Origin of the sequence: Qipengyuania proteolytica, assembly GCF_019711565.1 — a bacterium.
Lineage (GTDB): Bacteria > Pseudomonadota > Alphaproteobacteria > Sphingomonadales > Sphingomonadaceae > Qipengyuania > Qipengyuania proteolytica.
In genome coordinates, this window is the sequence record NZ_JAIGNN010000001.1 from 372,297 (window position 1) to 389,103 (window position 16,807).

General features: G+C 65.8%; 17 protein-coding genes and 1 pseudogene. 8 read left to right on the forward strand and 10 right to left on the reverse strand.

Features of this window, described 5'->3' with window-relative positions:
- Positions 1–60: 60 nt before the first annotated feature.
- The 5 genes from K3172_RS01785 to K3172_RS01805 form a co-directional block, all read right to left on the reverse strand.
- Positions 61–798 (reverse strand): DUF1013 domain-containing protein, encoded by a 738-nt coding sequence (locus K3172_RS01785; protein ID WP_221586757.1) that lies wholly within the window; start codon positions 796–798, stop codon positions 61–63.
- A 103-nt stretch (positions 799–901) separates the two neighbouring features.
- Positions 902–1,888: a glycosyltransferase family 4 protein gene (locus K3172_RS01790; protein WP_221588940.1), complete on the reverse strand. Its 987-nt coding sequence runs from the start codon at positions 1,886–1,888 to the stop codon at positions 902–904.
- Between the two features lie 101 nt (positions 1,889–1,989).
- A complete protein-coding gene (locus K3172_RS01795) occupies positions 1,990–2,889 on the reverse strand; it encodes a UDP-2,3-diacylglucosamine diphosphatase (RefSeq protein WP_221586758.1) in 900 nt (299 codons plus the stop codon).
- 101 nt (positions 2,890–2,990) lie between these two features.
- Positions 2,991–3,617, reverse strand: coding sequence for a glutathione S-transferase family protein (locus tag K3172_RS01800; protein WP_221586759.1), 627 nt, complete (start codon positions 3,615–3,617; stop codon positions 2,991–2,993).
- Positions 3,610–4,596 carry an NAD(P)H-quinone oxidoreductase gene (locus tag K3172_RS01805; RefSeq protein ID WP_221588942.1) on the reverse strand — a complete coding sequence of 329 codons (987 nt, stop codon included), beginning with the start codon at positions 4,594–4,596 and terminating at the stop codon, positions 3,610–3,612. Before K3172_RS01805 ends, K3172_RS01800 begins: the two co-directional genes overlap by 8 nt.
- A gap of 132 nt (positions 4,597–4,728) precedes the next feature.
- On the opposite strand from K3172_RS01805, the gene K3172_RS01810 reads away from it, so the two are divergent.
- From K3172_RS01810 to K3172_RS01845, 8 genes are all read left to right on the forward strand, one after another.
- Positions 4,729–4,929, forward strand: a complete 201-nt coding sequence (locus K3172_RS01810) for a DUF1192 domain-containing protein (protein WP_221586760.1) — start codon at positions 4,729–4,731, stop codon at positions 4,927–4,929.
- A gap of 129 nt (positions 4,930–5,058) precedes the next feature.
- Positions 5,059–7,446: an ATP-dependent Clp protease ATP-binding subunit ClpA gene (gene clpA, locus K3172_RS01815; protein ID WP_221586761.1), complete on the forward strand. Its 2,388-nt coding sequence runs from the start codon at positions 5,059–5,061 to the stop codon at positions 7,444–7,446.
- A gap of 122 nt (positions 7,447–7,568) precedes the next feature.
- Entirely contained in the window at positions 7,569–8,486 is a 918-nt protein-coding gene (locus tag K3172_RS01820; protein WP_221586762.1) for an ABC transporter ATP-binding protein, read from the forward strand.
- Positions 8,483–9,976 carry an ABC transporter permease gene (locus K3172_RS01825; RefSeq protein ID WP_221586763.1) on the forward strand — a complete coding sequence of 498 codons (1,494 nt, stop codon included), beginning with the start codon at positions 8,483–8,485 and terminating at the stop codon, positions 9,974–9,976. The genes K3172_RS01820 and K3172_RS01825 overlap by 4 nt, the downstream gene beginning before the upstream one ends.
- 45 nt (positions 9,977–10,021) lie before the next feature.
- Entirely contained in the window at positions 10,022–11,026 is a 1,005-nt protein-coding gene (locus K3172_RS01830) for a ligase-associated DNA damage response exonuclease (RefSeq protein WP_221586764.1), read from the forward strand.
- Between the two features lie 3 nt (positions 11,027–11,029).
- On the forward strand, positions 11,030–12,622 hold the full coding sequence (locus K3172_RS01835) for a cisplatin damage response ATP-dependent DNA ligase (RefSeq protein WP_221586765.1): 1,593 nt from the start codon (positions 11,030–11,032) through the stop codon (positions 12,620–12,622).
- A gap of 31 nt (positions 12,623–12,653) precedes the next feature.
- Positions 12,654–13,319, forward strand: a complete 666-nt coding sequence (locus K3172_RS01840) for a YoaK family protein (RefSeq protein ID WP_221586766.1) — start codon at positions 12,654–12,656, stop codon at positions 13,317–13,319.
- Between the two features lie 28 nt (positions 13,320–13,347).
- Positions 13,348–13,860 carry a DUF1993 family protein gene (locus K3172_RS01845; RefSeq protein ID WP_221586767.1) on the forward strand — a complete coding sequence of 171 codons (513 nt, stop codon included), beginning with the start codon at positions 13,348–13,350 and terminating at the stop codon, positions 13,858–13,860.
- A 3-nt stretch (positions 13,861–13,863) separates the two neighbouring features.
- On the opposite strand, the pseudogene K3172_RS01850 reads toward K3172_RS01845, so the two are convergent.
- The 5 genes and pseudogenes from K3172_RS01850 to hemB all read right to left on the reverse strand — a co-directional run bounded on the left by K3172_RS01850 (position 13,864) and on the right by hemB (position 16,798).
- Positions 13,864–14,144 (reverse strand): annotated as a pseudogene (locus tag K3172_RS01850) (DUF167 domain-containing protein).
- A complete protein-coding gene (locus tag K3172_RS01855) occupies positions 14,125–14,697 on the reverse strand; it encodes a gamma carbonic anhydrase family protein (protein ID WP_221586768.1) in 573 nt (190 codons plus the stop codon). The pseudogene K3172_RS01850 and the gene K3172_RS01855 overlap by 20 nt, the downstream one beginning before the upstream one ends.
- A complete protein-coding gene (locus tag K3172_RS01860; protein WP_221586769.1) occupies positions 14,694–15,251 on the reverse strand; it encodes a GNAT family N-acetyltransferase in 558 nt (185 codons plus the stop codon). Before K3172_RS01860 ends, K3172_RS01855 begins: the two co-directional genes overlap by 4 nt.
- Entirely contained in the window at positions 15,244–15,807 is a 564-nt protein-coding gene (locus tag K3172_RS01865; protein WP_221586770.1) for a GNAT family N-acetyltransferase, read from the reverse strand. The genes K3172_RS01860 and K3172_RS01865 overlap by 8 nt, the downstream gene beginning before the upstream one ends.
- Positions 15,800–16,798: a porphobilinogen synthase gene (gene hemB, locus K3172_RS01870; RefSeq protein WP_221586771.1), complete on the reverse strand. Its 999-nt coding sequence runs from the start codon at positions 16,796–16,798 to the stop codon at positions 15,800–15,802. Before hemB ends, K3172_RS01865 begins: the two co-directional genes overlap by 8 nt.
- Between the last annotated feature and the right edge of the window lie 9 nt (positions 16,799–16,807).

Genomic DNA, 16,807 nt, shown 5'->3' on the forward strand with positions numbered 1-16,807 from the left:
AAAGGGCGGAAAAGGCACTCTGCCGATCCCGCCCTTTTCACCATTGCTTTAGAGTTCAGCCTAGAAGCCTTCATCCGAAACCGGCGTGGCTTCGCCTGCTTCTTCGGCCGCCCGCTTGGCGCGCAGCCATTCTTCGGCTTCGGCTTCTTGTGCGGCCTCGGCAGCAGCCTTCTCGTTCGCGTCGCGTTCGGCGCGCAGTTCCTCGATCAGCCTGTCGCGATCGCTCACGCCGCTGACTTCTTCGACCGGAGCCGCTTCGCCCTCTTCCTTGGCGACCTTCTTCGCCGCCTTGGCGACAACGGCGTCGAGCTCGCGCTGCGAGCACAGGCCGAGCGTCACCGGATCCTTGGGCTGGATGTTCTGGATGTTCCAGTGGCTGCGATCGCGGATCGCGCCGATGGTGTTGCGCGTCGTGCCGATCAGCTTGCCGATCTGCGCGTCCGAAATCTCCGGGTGGTTGCGCAGGATCCAGGCGATGCCGTCGGGCTTGTCCTGGCGCTTGGACACCGGCGTGTAACGCGGGCCCTTGGTGCGGCTGACCGCAACCGGCGCGCGCTGCATCTTGAGCGAATATTCGCTGTCGGCCTGGCCGCGCTCGATTTCTTCCTGCGTCAGCTCGCCTGCGTGGACGGGATCGCGCCCGGTGTACTTGCTGCCGGCAAGATCGTCCGCCATCGCCTGCACTTCGAGGATGTGGAGGCCGCAGAATTCGGCGATCTGCTCGAAGGAGAGGCCGGTGTTGTCGACGAGCCAGGTGGCGGTCGCATGCGGCATCAGCGGTTTGGGTTGGTCGGCCATGTCTATGCCTTCTCTCGGGTCTGAAAATAGAGAGGCCGCCCCTTGCGGGACGGCCGTTACCGTACGGATGTAGGCGAGGGAGGCGGATTCGGCAAGCAAATCCCTAGGCAGGGGGCAGGTCGATATCTCCGAAGGCGGCGAGGCCTGAGAGGAATTGCGCGGTTGCCGCTTCCCAGCTGAAGCTCGCACCATAGGCGGCGCAGGCCTTGCGGTCGCAGAACAGGGCAGCCGCGATCGCGCGATCGAGTCGCTCGGACAGCGCGCCCACCTCGTCGATGACGATATCCTTGGGGCCCGCCGCCGGAAAGGCGGCGACGGGCGTCCCGCAGGCAAGCGCCTCGATCATCACGAGGCCGAAGGTGTCGGTGCGGCTCGGGAACACGAACACGTCCGCCCCGGCGTAACACCCGGCAAGCTCGCGACCCGCCTTGCGGCCGAGGAAAAGCGCTTCGGGAAATCTGGTCCTGAGCGTTTCCAATTCAGGCCCGTCGCCGACCACGACCTTGCTACCGGGATAGGACCCGGAAAGAAACGCCCCGATATTCTTCTCGATCGCGACCCTTCCGACATAAAGCTGGATCGGGCGCGCGAGGTCGGCATACTCCGGTGGTGACGGGGCGTCGGGGGTAAAGCAGGCGAGGTCGACACCGCGGCCCCAGTGATGAAGCCGCTTAAGACCATGGTCGCGTAGTTCGCCGCGAATGCTCTCGGTCGCCACCAGCACCCGACTTGCCGGTCCATGGAACCAGCCGATGTAGCGCCAGAACCACGCGGCAGGCAGGTGGGTCCGCTTGGCGAGATAGTCGGGAAATTGCGTGTGATAAGCCGTGGTGAAACGAATGCCGTGTTTCGCGCAATACCGCCGTGCCGTCATGCCGAGCGGACCTTCGGTGGCGATATGGATCGCCTCGGGCGCAAAGTCGCGCAACTTGCCGGCGACCTTGCCCGGCGGGGCGAGCGCGAGCCGGATTTCGGGATAGGTGGGACAGGGCAGGCTCGCGAACTGGTCGGGCGATATAACCAGCACCTCGCGCCCCTGTTCCCGCAGCACTTCGCAGGTGGTGGCGAGCGTGCGGACCACGCCGTTCATCTGCGGTAACCAGGCGTCCGTGACGATCGCGATGCGACGCGGCGTTCCGGGGGCGTCCGCCAGATCGGCCCTGTCTCCGAGCGCGTTCAAGGGCAGTGCCGTCACGCCGCCTCCCGCTTGCTCTCGTCGGCCGGGCCGATATCTACCATGTCGCGCCGCGCGACTTCCTCGGCCCAGTGGAGAATTTCCATGCGCCCGTCACAATGTTCGACCAGCGCGTTGCAACCTTCGACCCAGTCGCCGTCGTTCCAGTATTCGACCGTGTTGCCTTCGTGCATGAATGTGCGGAATTCGGCCGTGTGGATGTGACCGCACACGACCCCGTCCACGCCGCGCTCGCCGGCGGCCCGCGCAACGACCTCTTCATACTTGGAAATGAACTCGACCGCGTTCTTGACCTTGTGCTTGGCGGCCTTGGAGATCGACCAATAGGGCAGGCCCAGCGCCTTGCGTGCGCGGGCGACCCAATTGTTGAGCTTCATCATCACGTGGTAGGCGGCGTCGCCGACGAAGGCGAGCCAGCGATGCGCAAGCATCACCGTGTCGAACTCGTCGCCGTGCAGCACCATCAATCGCCGTCCGTCGGCGGTGTCGTGGAAGGCCGCGCGGCGGATCTCGACCCCGCCGAAATTCATGCCGCAGAATGGCCGTACCATTTCGTCGTGATTGCCCGGGATATAGACGATCCGCGTGCCGCGTTTCGCGCGCTTGAGGATGCGCCAGACGATGTCGTTGTGTTCGGCCGGCCAGTAGACCTTCTTCTTCAGGCGCCAGCCGTCGATGATGTCGCCGACGAGGTACATGGTGTCGCTGTCGGTGTGGTCGAGGAAATCGATCAGCAGCTCGTGATTGCAGCCCTTGGTGCCGAGATGGACGTCGCTGATCCAGATGGTGCGAAAGCGCCGCCGCTCGCCCTTGGTGACTTCGGGCACGGCGGGCTTGATGGAGGGAAAACTGGCAACGTTGTGAAGGGCTTCGAAGCCGCTCGGCAGTTCGGTCATGGATACGATCCCCGCTGCATGATGCGGGAATCTATGGCGACAGATTGTTACGCGCTGCGCACAGAGCGGTGACCGATCGGCGACTTTGCGACAGTTCGGGGTCAGGCCATCGGGGCGTAGCCGGGCAGTCCGGCCACCCGCGCGATCCAGCGCTGGATCGCAGGATAGTCGGCGAGGCCGAAGCCGCCTTCCTCCGCGACATGGGTATAGGCATAGAGCGCGATATCCGCGAGCGTCGCACCCTCGCCGACAAACCAGTCATGCGCTTCGAGATGCCGGTCCATCAGCTTGAGCGCCTCGCAGCCGGCAATCCGCTTGGCCATCATCTGCGCCTTCTGCTGCTCGGACAGGTTCGCCTCGCCGACGAAGTGGAGCCAGAAGCGCAGCGTCGCGACATTGGGTTCGTGATTGTACTGCTCGAAGAACATCCAGCGCAGCATGTCGGCCTGCGCAAAGCGGTCCTGCGGGATCAGCGGGCTGCCGCTGGCGAGATACCAGCAGGCCGCATTGCTTTCGGGCAGGAACCGCGCCGTGTCGCCGTCCGCGATCTGCAGGACCGGAATGCGTCCATTGCCATTCACCTTGGCAAGGAATTCGGGCGTTCGCGTCTCGCCTTTCATGATATCGTATTGCTGCACCCCCAGCGGCAGGCCGAGCAGGGCGGCGGTCAGCTTGATCTTGTAGCAATTGCCGCTGCGCGGATCCTCGTGGAGCGTGAACTCAGCCATGCGCGACCTGTAGCACGATCTTGCCGATGTGGTCGCCCGCTTCCATCCGCGCATGCGCCGCCGCGACGTCGGCCAGCGGGAATGTCTCGTCCATCACCGGGCGGATCGTGCCGTCCTCGAACAGCGGCCAGGCGTGGGTGTAGATCTCGTCGGCGAGCAGCGCCTTGAACTCGTCCGAACGCGGGCGCAGGGTCGAGCCGGTCAGCACGAGCCGCTTGCGCATGATCGTCGCCATGTTGATCTCGGCCTTGAGCCCGCCGAGCACGGCAATCGTCACATGGCGCCCATCGTCGGCCAAGCATTCGATATTGCGCGCGACATAGCTGCCCGAAACCATGTCGAGCACCACGTCGACGCCCTTGCCCCCGGTGAAGTCCTTCACCGCCTCGACGAAATCGACGTCCTTGTAATTGATCGCGAGATCCGCGCCGAGATCGCGCGCGGCCTGGCATTTTTCCTCGCTCCCGGCGGTGGTAATCACGGTCATCTCGAAGGCCTTGGCCAGCATGATCGCCATGGTGCCGATGCCCGAGGTCCCGCCGTGGACCAGCAGCGTTTCCCCGTCTCGGGCGAAACCACGCTCGAACACATTGTGCCAGACCGTAAAGAGCGTTTCCGGAATGGCGGCGGCGACGTCCATCTCCATCCCCTCCGGCACGGCGAGGCAATGCGCCGAATGCGCGAGGCAGTATTCTGCATAGCCTCCTCCCGAGACGAGCGCGCAGACCCTGCGGTTGAGCATTTCGGGCGGTGCGCCCTTGCCGACGGCGACGACGGTGCCCGAAATCTCGAGCCCGGGGATCGGCGAGGCGCCCGGCGGCGGCGGATAGAAGCCTTGCCGCTGGATCACGTCGGGCCGGTTCACCCCGGCATGACTGACCCTGATAAGCACCTGGTTCTCGCCCGGCTGCGGCACGGGGAGCGTCTCGGCGCGGAAGACCTCCGGCCCGCCCGGTTCGTCGAAACCCATCGCGGTCATCGTTTCGGGAAGGTTTTCAGCCACATTCACCCCCTGTTCGCGCCTTGGCACCGTGGCGTCGCGGCCACGCAGCGGTGCATTACCGAAGCCCCCCGTTGACAGCAACCGATCAGAATTGGAGACTGCGCGGCAATGGAAGACGACGATCGTCCGCGCCCCAGAGGCGATGCCGCGAGCAAGCTCGCCGGCGAGGACCTCGGCCCCTATTCGCAGCAGGAGCTGGAGGCGCGCATCGCGCTGCTCGAAGCCGAGATTGCCCGGGTCGAAAGCCATCGCCTCAAGGCCGCCGCACACCGCGACGCGGCAGAGGCGCTGTTCGGGCGGAAGGAATAGGCGGTGAGACGGGGGCTGAAATTCTCCGCCTCCGTTCCCATATCGCTGACCTATACAGCTTTGGCTAACCAAGCAGGCCTAGGCTGCTCCCATCTCGCGCCGTGCGAGTCCCACGAAAGAGACCCCTGAATGCCCAGCTTTGCAGCAAACCTCGAAAAGACCCTCCACGCAGCGCTCAGCGACGCGGGCGAGCGTCGGCACGAATATGCCACGCTCGAGCATTTGCTGCTGGCCCTGATCGACGACGAGGATGCCGCGCAGGTGATGAATGCCTGCGGTGTCGATCTCGACGAGCTCGGCAATGTGGTGCGCCAGTATCTGGAGCAGGAATACCAGTCGCTCAAATCGGACGAGAGCGCCGACCCGCAGCCGACCGCCGGGTTCCAGCGGGTGATCCAGCGCGCGATCCTGCATGTCCAGTCGTCGGGCAAGGACACGGTGACCGGCGCCAACGTCCTGGTGGCGCTGTTTTCCGAACGCGACAGCTACGCGGTCTATTTCCTGCAGCAGCAGGACATGAGCCGCCTCGACGCGGTCAGCTTCATCAGCCACGGCATCGGCAAGGGCGGCAAGCAGATCGAGAGCCGCCCGCCGCAGGGCGCCGAGGAAGGCGAGGCGCAGGCGGAAGAGAAGGCCGACGGCAAGGGCAAGAAGGAAACCGCGCTCGACCAGTTCACCGTCAACCTCAACCAGAAGGCGGAAGACGGCAAGGTCGACCCGCTGATCGGCCGCGGCCCCGAAGTCGACCGCACGATCCAGATCCTGTGCCGCCGCAGCAAGAACAACCCGCTCTATGTGGGCGATCCCGGCGTCGGCAAGACCGCGATCGCCGAAGGCCTGGCGCGCAAGATCGTCGAGGGCGAAGTGCCCGAAGTGCTGCAGAACGCGGTGATCTACTCGCTCGACATGGGCGCGCTGCTCGCCGGCACGCGCTATCGCGGCGATTTCGAGGAGCGGCTGAAGCAGGTCGTCAACGAGCTCGAAGGCATGCCCGACGCGGTGCTCTTCATCGACGAGATCCACACGGTGATCGGGGCCGGCGCGACCAGCGGCGGGGCGATGGATGCCTCGAACCTGCTGAAGCCCGCGCTGTCTTCGGGTGCGATCCGCTGCATCGGGTCGACCACCTACAAGGAGTTCCGCAACCACTTCGAGAAGGACCGCGCGCTGCTGCGCCGGTTCCAGAAGATCGACGTGAACGAGCCGACGGTCGAGGACACCATCAAGATTTTGAAGGGCCTCAAGAGCGCCTTCGAGAACCATCACAAGGTCACCTACACGGTGGATGCGCTCAAGACCGCGGTCGAGCTGTCGGCGCGCTACATCAACGACCGTAAGCTGCCCGACAAGGCGATCGACGTGATCGACGAAGTCGGCGCGATGCAGATGCTGGTCCCGCCCAGCCGCCGCAAGAAGAAGATCACCGCCAAGGAAATCGAAGCGGTCATCGCCACCATGGCGCGCATCCCGCCCAAATCGGTATCGAGCGACGACAAGAAGGCGCTGGAAAACCTCGAACGCGACCTGAAGCATGTCGTCTTCGGCCAGGACGCGGCAGTCGAAAAACTGTCGACCGCGATGAAGCTGAGCCGTGCCGGCCTGCGCGATCCGGACAAGCCGATCGGCTCGTTCCTGTTCTCCGGCCCGACCGGCGTCGGCAAGACCGAGGTCGCGCGCCAGCTCGCCTCCATTATGGGGATCGAGCTCAAGCGCTTCGACATGTCCGAATACATGGAGCGGCATAGCGTTTCCCGCTTGATCGGTGCGCCTCCGGGCTATGTCGGGTACGACCAGGGCGGCCTGCTGACCGACGCGATCGACCAGAACCCGCATTGCGTGCTGCTGCTCGACGAAATCGAGAAGGCGCATCCGGACCTGTTTAACATCCTGCTGCAGGTGATGGATAACGGGCGCCTGACCGACCATCACGGCAAGACGGTCGACTTCCGCAATGTCGTGCTGATCATGACCACCAATGCCGGCGCGGCCGACATGGCGCGCCAGGGCATCGGCTTCGGCGACGTGAGCAAGGAGGATGCGAGCGAGGAGGCGGTGAAGCGCATGTTCACGCCGGAATTCCGTAACCGGCTCGATGCGGTGGTGCCGTTCGGCTATCTCGGCAAGGAAACCGTCGGCCGGGTGGTCGACAAGTTCATCCTCCAGCTCGAACTGCAGCTCGCCGAGCAGAACGTCGATATCCAGTTCGACAAGGAAGCGCGCGCCTGGCTGGCCGACAAGGGCTACGACCGCCTCTACGGCGCCCGCCCGATGGCGCGCCTGATCCAGGAGAAGATCAAGCAGCCGCTGGCCGAGGAACTGCTGTTCGGCAAGCTTGCCGATGGCGGCGAGGTGTCGGTGACCATGAAGGATGGCAAGCCGTCGTTCGAACTCACGCCGGCTCCGCCCAAGGCCAAGAAAAAGCCCGCAGCCAGGAAGAAGGCCGCGGCCAAGAAGAAGCCGGCGCCCGGGACGCCCGAAGCGGGTGCCGACGAGGCCAAGGACGGCACCGGCAAGTAAGCGGGTCCAAAGTTGAAATAAAAGGGAGCGGGTGCAAGTCCGCTCCCTTTTTTCTGGGCGACGCAATTCGCTTGAGTGCCCTTCCGTCCCTCTTTAGGCCATGAGCCAACAGGGAGAATTTCATGGCGGTTCTGAGGGTCGAGAACCTCACCAAGCGGTTCGGCGACGTCGTGGCGGTGGACGACCTGTCCTTCGCGGTACAGCCGGGCGAAATCTTCGGCTTCCTCGGCGGCAATGGCGCGGGCAAGACGACGACGCTGCGCATGGTGCTCGACATCATCCGGCCCACCTCGGGCACGATCGAGGTGCTCGGCGCCGCGCCGAACAAGCGCAAGGCGGATGCCATCGGTTTCCTGCCCGAAGAACGCGGCCTCTATGCGCACATGAAGGCGATCGACACGATCGTCTATTTCGGGCGGCTCAAGGACATGTCCCCCGCCGATGCGCGGCAGCACGGCATGGAACTGCTGGCTCGGTTCGACCTGGCCGACCGCGCGAAGGCGGAGATCGGCGACATGTCGAAGGGCATGGCGCAGAAGGTGCAGCTCGCCTGCGCGCTGGTGAACCGGCCTGAGCTGCTGATGCTCGACGAGCCGTTCTCGGGACTCGACCCGGTCAACCAGGGCCTGCTCGAGGACGAAATCCTGCGCGCGTCGCAGCGCGGGGCCGCGGTGATCTTCTCGACCCATGTGATGCAGCACGCCGAACGCCTGTGCGACCGGTTGCTGCTGCTCAAGAAGGGTGCCAAGCGCTTCGAAGGCACTCTGGACGAGGCGCGAGCCACCCTGCCCGCACGGATCGCCGCGGTGGCCAAAGCCGATATCGCCAGTGTTCGGGGCGTCGCAACAGCCACGCCGGTGGAAGAATTGGGCGATGGCTGGCACGCCTATGAGATTGAGCTCGCACCCGGGGTTCCGGCGTCCGCTGTACTCGAGGGATGCAGCACGCAAGGCGTCGCCCTGCGCCGGTTCGAGGAGCAGCGACCTTCGCTGCACGAGGTCTTCGTCCAGCTTGTCGGTAGCGAGGGAGTCGAGCAATGAGCCGCAATATCCTGCTCATCGCCGGGCGCGAATTCCGCCAGATCATCGCCATGAAGAGCTTCTGGCTCACCCTGCTGCTGCTGCCCGCCGCCATTGCCATCGGGCCGCTCTTCGCCAGTAGCCTGGAAGACGACGAATCGAAGCGCGTCGTGGTGATCGACCGGGCCGGTGGCGAGGTGGTCGAGGCGCTCGACAGCCGTTTCGCGCTGGAAAGCGACCGGCACGAATTGCGCGACATCTCGCGCTACGTGCGCCGCCACAAGCTCGAGGCGGCCGATCCGGATGCGCCCTGGGCGCAGCACGACCGCTGGTACAGCGATACCGATGTCGCCACCTATCGCGCTGAGGGCGGCATGGACGGCGCCCTTGCAAAAATCGAGCGCGTGCGGCCCGAAGGCACGCCCGAACTCGACACGCACGAGCCGGCCTATGCGATCCTGCGCGCAGACGAGACGCTGTCAGCTCTCCACGGTGACGCCTTGCAGGCGCGTGTCGATGCGCTGCTCTCCGCGAAAACCGAGGATGGAAAGGCGCAAGCCGATGTCGTCCTCCTCGTCGGACCGGACTATCCGCGCGATCCGGCGATCCGCCTGTGGTCGTCCGAACAGCCCGACGCTGGCTTCGTCACGACGCTGCAGGATACGTTGACCGGCGAACTGCGCCTCGGCCTGCTCGAGGCGCGCGGGATCTCGCGCACCGACGCCCAGGCCATCACCGCGGCCCGGCCCGCCTTGACCGTCACGACCCCGCCCCCGGGCGGCGGTGCGCGCGAGGCCGTGCTCATCCGCTCGATCATTCCGCTCGCGGTCGCCTATATCCTCATGCTCAGCCTGATGCTGTCGGGTAGCTGGATGCTGCAGGGCTCGGTCGAGGAACGCTCGAACAAGTTGCTCGAGGGCCTGCTCGCTTGCGTCCGGCCGGAGGAACTGATGTACGGCAAGCTGCTCGGCGCGCTTGCGGTCGGCCTGTCTATGATCGCCGTATGGGTGGTCTGCGCCGCGGTGGCGGTCTTCGTCGCCCAAGGCGCGGTGGCCGACATCATTCGGCCCGCGCTCGCCCCGTTGACTTCGCCCTTCACCGTCGCCGCGCTGATCTACTTCTTTGTGCTCGGTTATATCGCCATCTCGATCATCTTCGTCGCCATCGGCGCGCTGGCGGATTCGATGAGCGAAGCGCAGGGCTATCTCATGCCGGTGATGCTCGGAATCCTGCTGCCGATCACCTTCCTCATCCAGACGCTGGTGGCGGGCAAGGGCGGCATCCTCGTGCAGGCCCTCACCTGGATTCCCCTGTGGACGCCCTTCGCGGTCCTCGCACGACTGGGGTCGGGAATCGAGTACTGGGTGGTCATCGCCACGGGCATCCTCCTCGCCGCTTTCGTGGCGCTGGAAGTGGTTTTCCTCGGCCGGCTGTTCCGTGCGAGCTTGCTCGCGACAGGGCAGAAACCGGGGCTCAGGCAGCTGATCGAACGGTTCAAACCCGCCCAGTGACGAGAGAGGCGGGAACGTTGCGCGTGCTCCCCGCTTGAATCGGACGTGAGCGCGCCCTTCTCCTGGATCAGACCCGAACCGCACGGCATCCATATCGTTCCCGCCGATTGCTGGGTGGATCCCGCGCGCGCGGTGGACAAGGCACTGGTCACGCATGGACACGCCGACCACGCCCGCGGCGGGCACGGCCAGACGGTCGCCACGCCCGAGACGCTGGCGATCATGAAGTTGCGCTACGCAACTTCCGACGGGGCGACCCCGGTCCACTATGGCGAGACGATCCGCCTGCCCGGCGGGGTGGATGCGACCTACATCCCGGCGGGCCACGTCCTCGGCAGCGCGCAGATCCTGCTCGAACATGCAGGCGAGCGGGTGATCGTGACCGGCGATTACAAGCGGCGCGCGGACCCCACCTGTCCGCCCTTCCAAGTCACCCCTTGCGATATCTTCATCACCGAAGCGACGTTCGGCCTGCCGCTGTTCACCCATCCGCCGATCGAGGACGAGATGGCGAAGCTGCTCGATCGCCTGGCCGCCCATCCCGACCGGTGCGTGCTCGTCGGCGCCTACGCCCTGGGCAAGGCCCAGCGGGTGATCGCCGAATTGCGCCGCGCGGGCCATCACGAGCCGATCTACCTCCACGGCGCGATGGAGAAGATGTGCCGCCTCTATGAAGACCATGGCGTCGACCTCGGTGAGTTGCGGCTCGTTTCGGATTATTCCAAGGAGGACATGCGCGGCGCGATCGTGGTCTGCCCGCCCTCCGCACTCAACGACCGCTGGAGCCGCCGCCTGCCCGATCCGGTCACCGCCATGGCGAGCGGCTGGATGCGCGTGCGCCAGCGCGCCCGCCAGCGCAATGTCGAGCTGCCTCTGGTCATTTCCGACCATGCCGACTGGGGCGAGCTGACGCGCACGATCAGGGAAGTCGACGCGCAGGAAAACTGGATCACGCATGGGCGCGAGGACGCATTGCTGCGCTGGTGCCAGCTCCACCAGAGGCGCGCCCGTGCGCTCGCGCTGGTCGGCTATGACGACGAGGACGATTGAGGCGTGGAGGAATTCGCCGCCCTCATCGATGCGCTCGTTTACACCCGCTCTCGCAACGAGAAGCTGCGGCTGATCGCGGAGTATCTGCGCGCCACGCCCGATCCCGACCGAGGCTGGGCACTGGCGGCGCTCAGCGACGGGCTGGACTTTCCCGCCGTGAAGAGCTCGGCGATCCGCAACCTCATGAAGGACCGGATCGACCCGGTGCTGTGGACGCTAAGCCGCGACTTCGTCGGCGACACGGCGGAAACGGCGAGCCTGCTGTGGCCCGCGCCCGACGATCCGCCCTCCCCGCCGACAGTCGGCGAAACCGTCGACCTGCTCTCGGCCATGACCCGCAAGAGCGTACAGACCGAGCTGCCCAGATTGCTCGACCGGCTCGATGCCTCGGGCCGCTACGCTCTGCTCAAGCTGGCCACCGGCGCGATGCGCATCGGCATTTCCAGCCGTCTCGCCAAGACCGCCTTCGCGCAGGCGTTCGGCGTGTCGGTCGAGGAAGTCGAGGAATACTGGCACGGGCTCCAGCCGCCCTATGCCGAGCTGTTTGCCTGGGCCGCAGGTGGCGAGGCGCCCCCCGATATCGAGAACCTTCCGACTTTCCGCCCCTTCATGCTGGCCCACCCACTTGAGGATACGGTGGTCGATCTTGCCGACTATGCGGCCGAGTGGAAATGGGACGGTATCCGGGTGCAACTGGTCCGCGCAGGGGACGAGACGCGCATCTATTCGCGTTCCGGCGACGACATTTCGGCGACCTTTCCCGAACTGCTCGACGTCCTGCCCTTCCCCGCCGTGCTCGACGGGGAATTGCTGGTGCGCGGCAGCGTGCAGGGCGGCGAGGAAGGCGGGGCGGCGAGTTTCAATGCGCTCCAGCAGCGGCTGGGTCGCAAGACGGTGAGCAAGAAGATGCTCGCCGAATACCCGGCCTTCGTTCGGCTCTATGACGTCCTCTTGACCGAGGGCGAGGATCTGCGCGAATTGCCGTGGACCGGGCGCCGCGCGCGGCTCGAAGCACTCATGAAACGCCTGCCACAAAGCCATTTCGACATCTCACAATTGGTTCAACCGCGCGATTTCGACCACCTCGCCGAAATCCGTGGGGGTAGCCGCGACGAGGCCATCGAAGGGCTGATGCTGAAGCGCAGGGACAGCCCCTATATCGCCGGGCGGCGCGTGGGGTACTGGTACAAGTGGAAGCGCGACCCGCTGCTGGTCGATTGCGTGCTGATGTATGCCCAGCGCGGCAGCGGCAAAAGGTCGAGCTTCTATTCCGATTACACCTTCGGCTGCTGGGACGGCGACCCCGATGCCGGCGCGGACCTGCTGCCGGTGGGCAAGGCCTATTCGGGTTTCACCGACGAGGAGCTGAAGAAACTCGATCGCCACGTGCGCCAGAACACGGTCAACCGCTTCGGCCCGGTGCGTGAGACCGACAAGAGCCTGGTGTTCGAGGTCGCCTTCGACAGCGTGCACGAGAGCAAGCGCCACAAGTCGGGCCTCGCCATGCGCTTCCCGCGCATCCACCGCATACGCTGGGACAAGCCGCCGCACGAGGCGGACCGGATCGACGCGCTGCGGGCACTGATCAGGGATTGATTTCGCGCCCGGGCCAGCCATGGTCTGCTGTGTGCACCGTTACGATCCCGCCCGACAGAAGCTCGCCTTGGGTCTGGCCTTCCTTGCCGGAGCGGCCGACGCGACCGGCTTTCTCGCGAGCGGCGGCTATTTCGCATCGTTCATGTCCGGCAATACGACGAGGCTCGGCCTCGACCTCGTGCCCGATCCTGCCGTGGCGCGGGTCCCGCTCGCGATCATTGGCAGCTTCGTCGCCGGTGTGGTGATCGGCGCACTGATCGCCAACCGCTGGCCCGCCTATCGCAAGCGCGGCCTGCTTGCAGTCGTGACCCTCATGCTGGCCATTGGCGCAATACTGTCGCAGGCGGGCTCGTCTCTCGGCTTTATCGCCGCGACCGCCATGGCCATGGGCCTCGCCAACAACATCTTTTCGAGAGACGGCGAAGTGACGGTGGGCGTGACCTACATGACCGGCGCGCTGGTCCGGTTCGGACAAGGCGTGGCCGCGCGGCTGTCCGGTCGGCCCAACCATGCCATGCGCGGCTATGGCCTCCTGTGGACCGCGCTTGCGATGGGGGCTGCCGCCGGCGCCTGGGCACATGGCGCGGCGCCTACCCTTGCACCCTCTCTATTGTGCGCGATGTCGCTCGCTCTCTTGGCCGTTGCGTCGTTCATCGAGCGCGATGGAGGCGTTGAAGCGGCAAAAAGCGAGCCCTAGTTAGCGGCTGCCACAACGGGAGAGATCGATGTCCTACGCCACTGCTGCGCTTGCCACCTTCGACAACATACTCGGCACGCTCGACGGCCTTGCCGCGAAGGCGCAATCGGCTGGCGTGGGCGATGGCCTGCTGGCGGAGGCCAGGCTTGCCGAGGACATGTTCCCGCTGGAAAGCCAGTTCCGCATCGCCGTGAACCAGGTCTATCTGGCGCTCCCGCGGGTCTGGGACCTCGAGGTTGCGCTCGACGAGGCCCCGTATGCGGACTGGGCGGAGGTGCGCGAGAAGATCGCGCAGGCGCGCAGCCGGGTCGCCGCTGCCGGCGAGTACGACGCTGTTTCATCCGGGAGCGAGATCGACATGACCCTGCCCAACGGCATGCGTTTCGTGATGGCGGCGCATGAGTATCTGCGCGACTGGACGCTGCCCAATTTCTATTTCCATGCCACCACCGCCTATGCGCTGCTCCGGCGCGAGGGTTTGGCGCTGGGCAAGGTCGACTTCCTCGGGTTCATGCTGCGCTACGCCAGACCGGGCGATTGAGTTCTAGCCGAGCACGCGGAACTGCTTCTCGCGAGAAGTCGCGCCGCGCAACATTTCGACGCTGGAGGGAGCGATTTCGAGCGCCTTGGCGAGCAGTCGCCTGACGGCCTCGTTCGCGGCGCCCTCCTGCGGTTTCGCACGAACCTTCACGAGGATATGCCCATCCTCCACCGTCGGCTTTCGCTCCGCGCACCGGGCGTCACTCGCACCGCGAGACGTCCTTCGCCATCGATCAGGGCGCGCAGTGCGGCGGGATCGGGCAGGTCAGCTTTCGAACGCGCCATCGACCGCGGCGGCGTGGTGCTTCGCGTTCTCGGCATAATGCGCCACGCCCATGCGCATGCCCATGATCGCAGCCTCGTCGAGCTCGCGCATCAGCCTCGCCGGGCGCCCGCCCCACAGTTCGCGCGCGCCCATCACCTTGCCTTCGGTCAGCATCGCCCCCGCCGCTAGCATGGCGTCCGAGCCGATCACTGCTTTGTTCATCGCGATCGCCCCGAGGCCGACGAAGCCGCGGTCCTCGATCGTGCAGCCGTGGATCATCGCCATGTGGCCGACCAGCACGTCGTCGCCGATGATGCAGGGCGAGCCGTCGGGATCGCCCGGGCGTTCCGGATCGCAATGGACGACGCTGCCGTCCTGGATGTTCGAGCGTTCGCCGATCACGATCCGGCTGACATCGGCGCGCAGCACGCAATTGTACCAGATCGAGCTATCGGCCCCGATCTCGACATTGCCGATGATCGTGCAGCCGGGCGCGATGAAGGCGCTGTCATGGATGCGCGGCGTGTTGCCGTGGATCGGGATGATGGTGACGCCGGGGCGGCTCGCGGTCATTGGCTGCTCTCCCATTGCTCTCTCGTGAGCGAGTACTGGATCGTCGGATTGTCTTCGGGCGGATAGTCCGGATCGGTGAAGTCGAGATACGCGCGGCGGACCATGCCGAGTTTTTCCATCAGCCTCCAGCTGCCCTCGTTCGCTTCGCTGGTCAGCGCGACGACATGCGGCGCCCCGATGCGGGTGAAGGCCCAGTCGAGCACGGCGCGCATCGCCTCCGCCGCGTAGCCGCGCCGCCAGCGATCCTCGCGCACCAGCCAGCCGATCTCATGATCGCCCTGGTTGGGCGCGAGCGGGTGGTCGACCTTCTTCATCCCGCAATGGCCGACGAGCTCGCCGCTCGCCTTCTCCACCATCATCAGGAAGCTGAAGCCTTCGCGCGCGTAGGTCGCCATGGCCTTGGCGTGCTTGGCCTCGATCTCGTGCAGTTCCTTGACGCCGCCGAGCCGCGCCATCACCGTCGGGGTGTTGAGCAGGCGATATTGCTCCGCCGCATCGCCCTCCCCGATCGTGCGCAGGATCAGCCGGTCGGTCTCGGCGATGATATCAGCCACGGGCCTGCTCCCATGCGGCGCGATCGATCGAATAGACCACGGTGTCGCGCCAGGGCGGATCGTAGCGCGCGTCGGAATAATCGAGATCCTCGCGCCGCCGCATGCCGAGCCTGATCATGAGGCCCCAGCTTGCCGCGTTGTCGTCCACCGTCAGGGCGACCACCTCGTCCGCTCCGAAGCGCTCGAAGGCCGCTTCCAGCGCAGCCTTGGCCGCCTCTTTCGCATAGCCCTTCCCCCAAGCATCCTCGCGCAGGCGCCAGCCGATCTCGAACTCGCCGGTCACGGTCGATCCCGGGGCGTCGGCCCGCTTGAGCCCGCAGAAGCCGAGCAACGCGCCGTCCGCCTTGCGTTCGAGCGCCCAGAAGCAGAACCCGTTGCGCGCGGCGCAGCCCTCGACCCGCTCGCGCTGTCTGGCCCGCCCCGCATCGTCGAGCACGCCGCCGAGCCACTCCATGACCGCGGGCGTGTTGGTGACACGGAAGAACTCTGCCCAATCGGCATCACCGCGCCAGTCGCGCAGGACCAGCCGCTCGGTCTCGTGACGGAACTCAGCCATTCAGGATACGCGCCGCGACCGGCGCATGGTAGGTCAGCACACCGGAACAGCCCGCGCGCTTGAACGACAGCAGCTTCTCCATAAGCAGCGCCTCACGGTCCGCGACGCCGGCGGCCGCGCCCGCTTCGATCAGCGCGTATTCGCCGCTCACCTGGTAGGCGAAGACCGGCACGCCGAAACGCTCCTTCGCGCGCCAGATCACGTCGAGATAGGCGAGGCCGGGCTTCACCATCACGCTGTCGGCACCCTCCGCGATATCCAGCGCGATTTCGCGCAACGCCTCGTCGCCATTGGCCGGGTCCATCTGGTAGCTCTTCTTGTCGCCTTTCAGCAGGCCACCCGACCCCACGGCGTCACGAAAGGGGCCGTAGAAGGCCGAGGCGTATTTCGCGGAATAAGCCATGATCTGGACATTGGGATGGGCATTCATCTCGAGCGCCATGCGGATCGCGCGTACGCGCCCGTCCATCATGTCCGACGGGGCGATGATGTCCGCGCCCGCATCGGCCTGGTTGACCGCCTGGTCGACCAGCACCGCGACGGTATCGTCGTTCACCACATAGCCCTTGGCATCGAGCAGCCCGTCCTGCCCGTGGCTGGTATAGGGATCGAGCGCGACGTCGGTGAGGATGCCGATATCGCTGCCGCAAGCATCGCGCACCGCCTTGATCGCGCGGCACATGAGGTTGTCTGGATTGAGCGCTTCGGCCCCGTCGTCGCTGCGCTTGTCGTGCGGCGTGTTCGGGAACAGGGCGATGCAGGGGATGCCGAGCGCGACCGCCTCTTTCGCGCGTTTCGCGATGCCGTCGACCGACCAGCGCGACACGCCGGGCAGGCTGCCGACCGGATCTTCGATGCCGGTGCCGCCGGTGACGAAGAGCGGCCAGATCAGGTCCGCCGGGGTCATCACCGTTTCGCGGTGCATGGCCCGGCTCCAGCCAGTGGCGCGGGTGCGGCGCAGCCGCGTGAGGGGATAGGAAGCGTCGCTCATGGGCGGCAG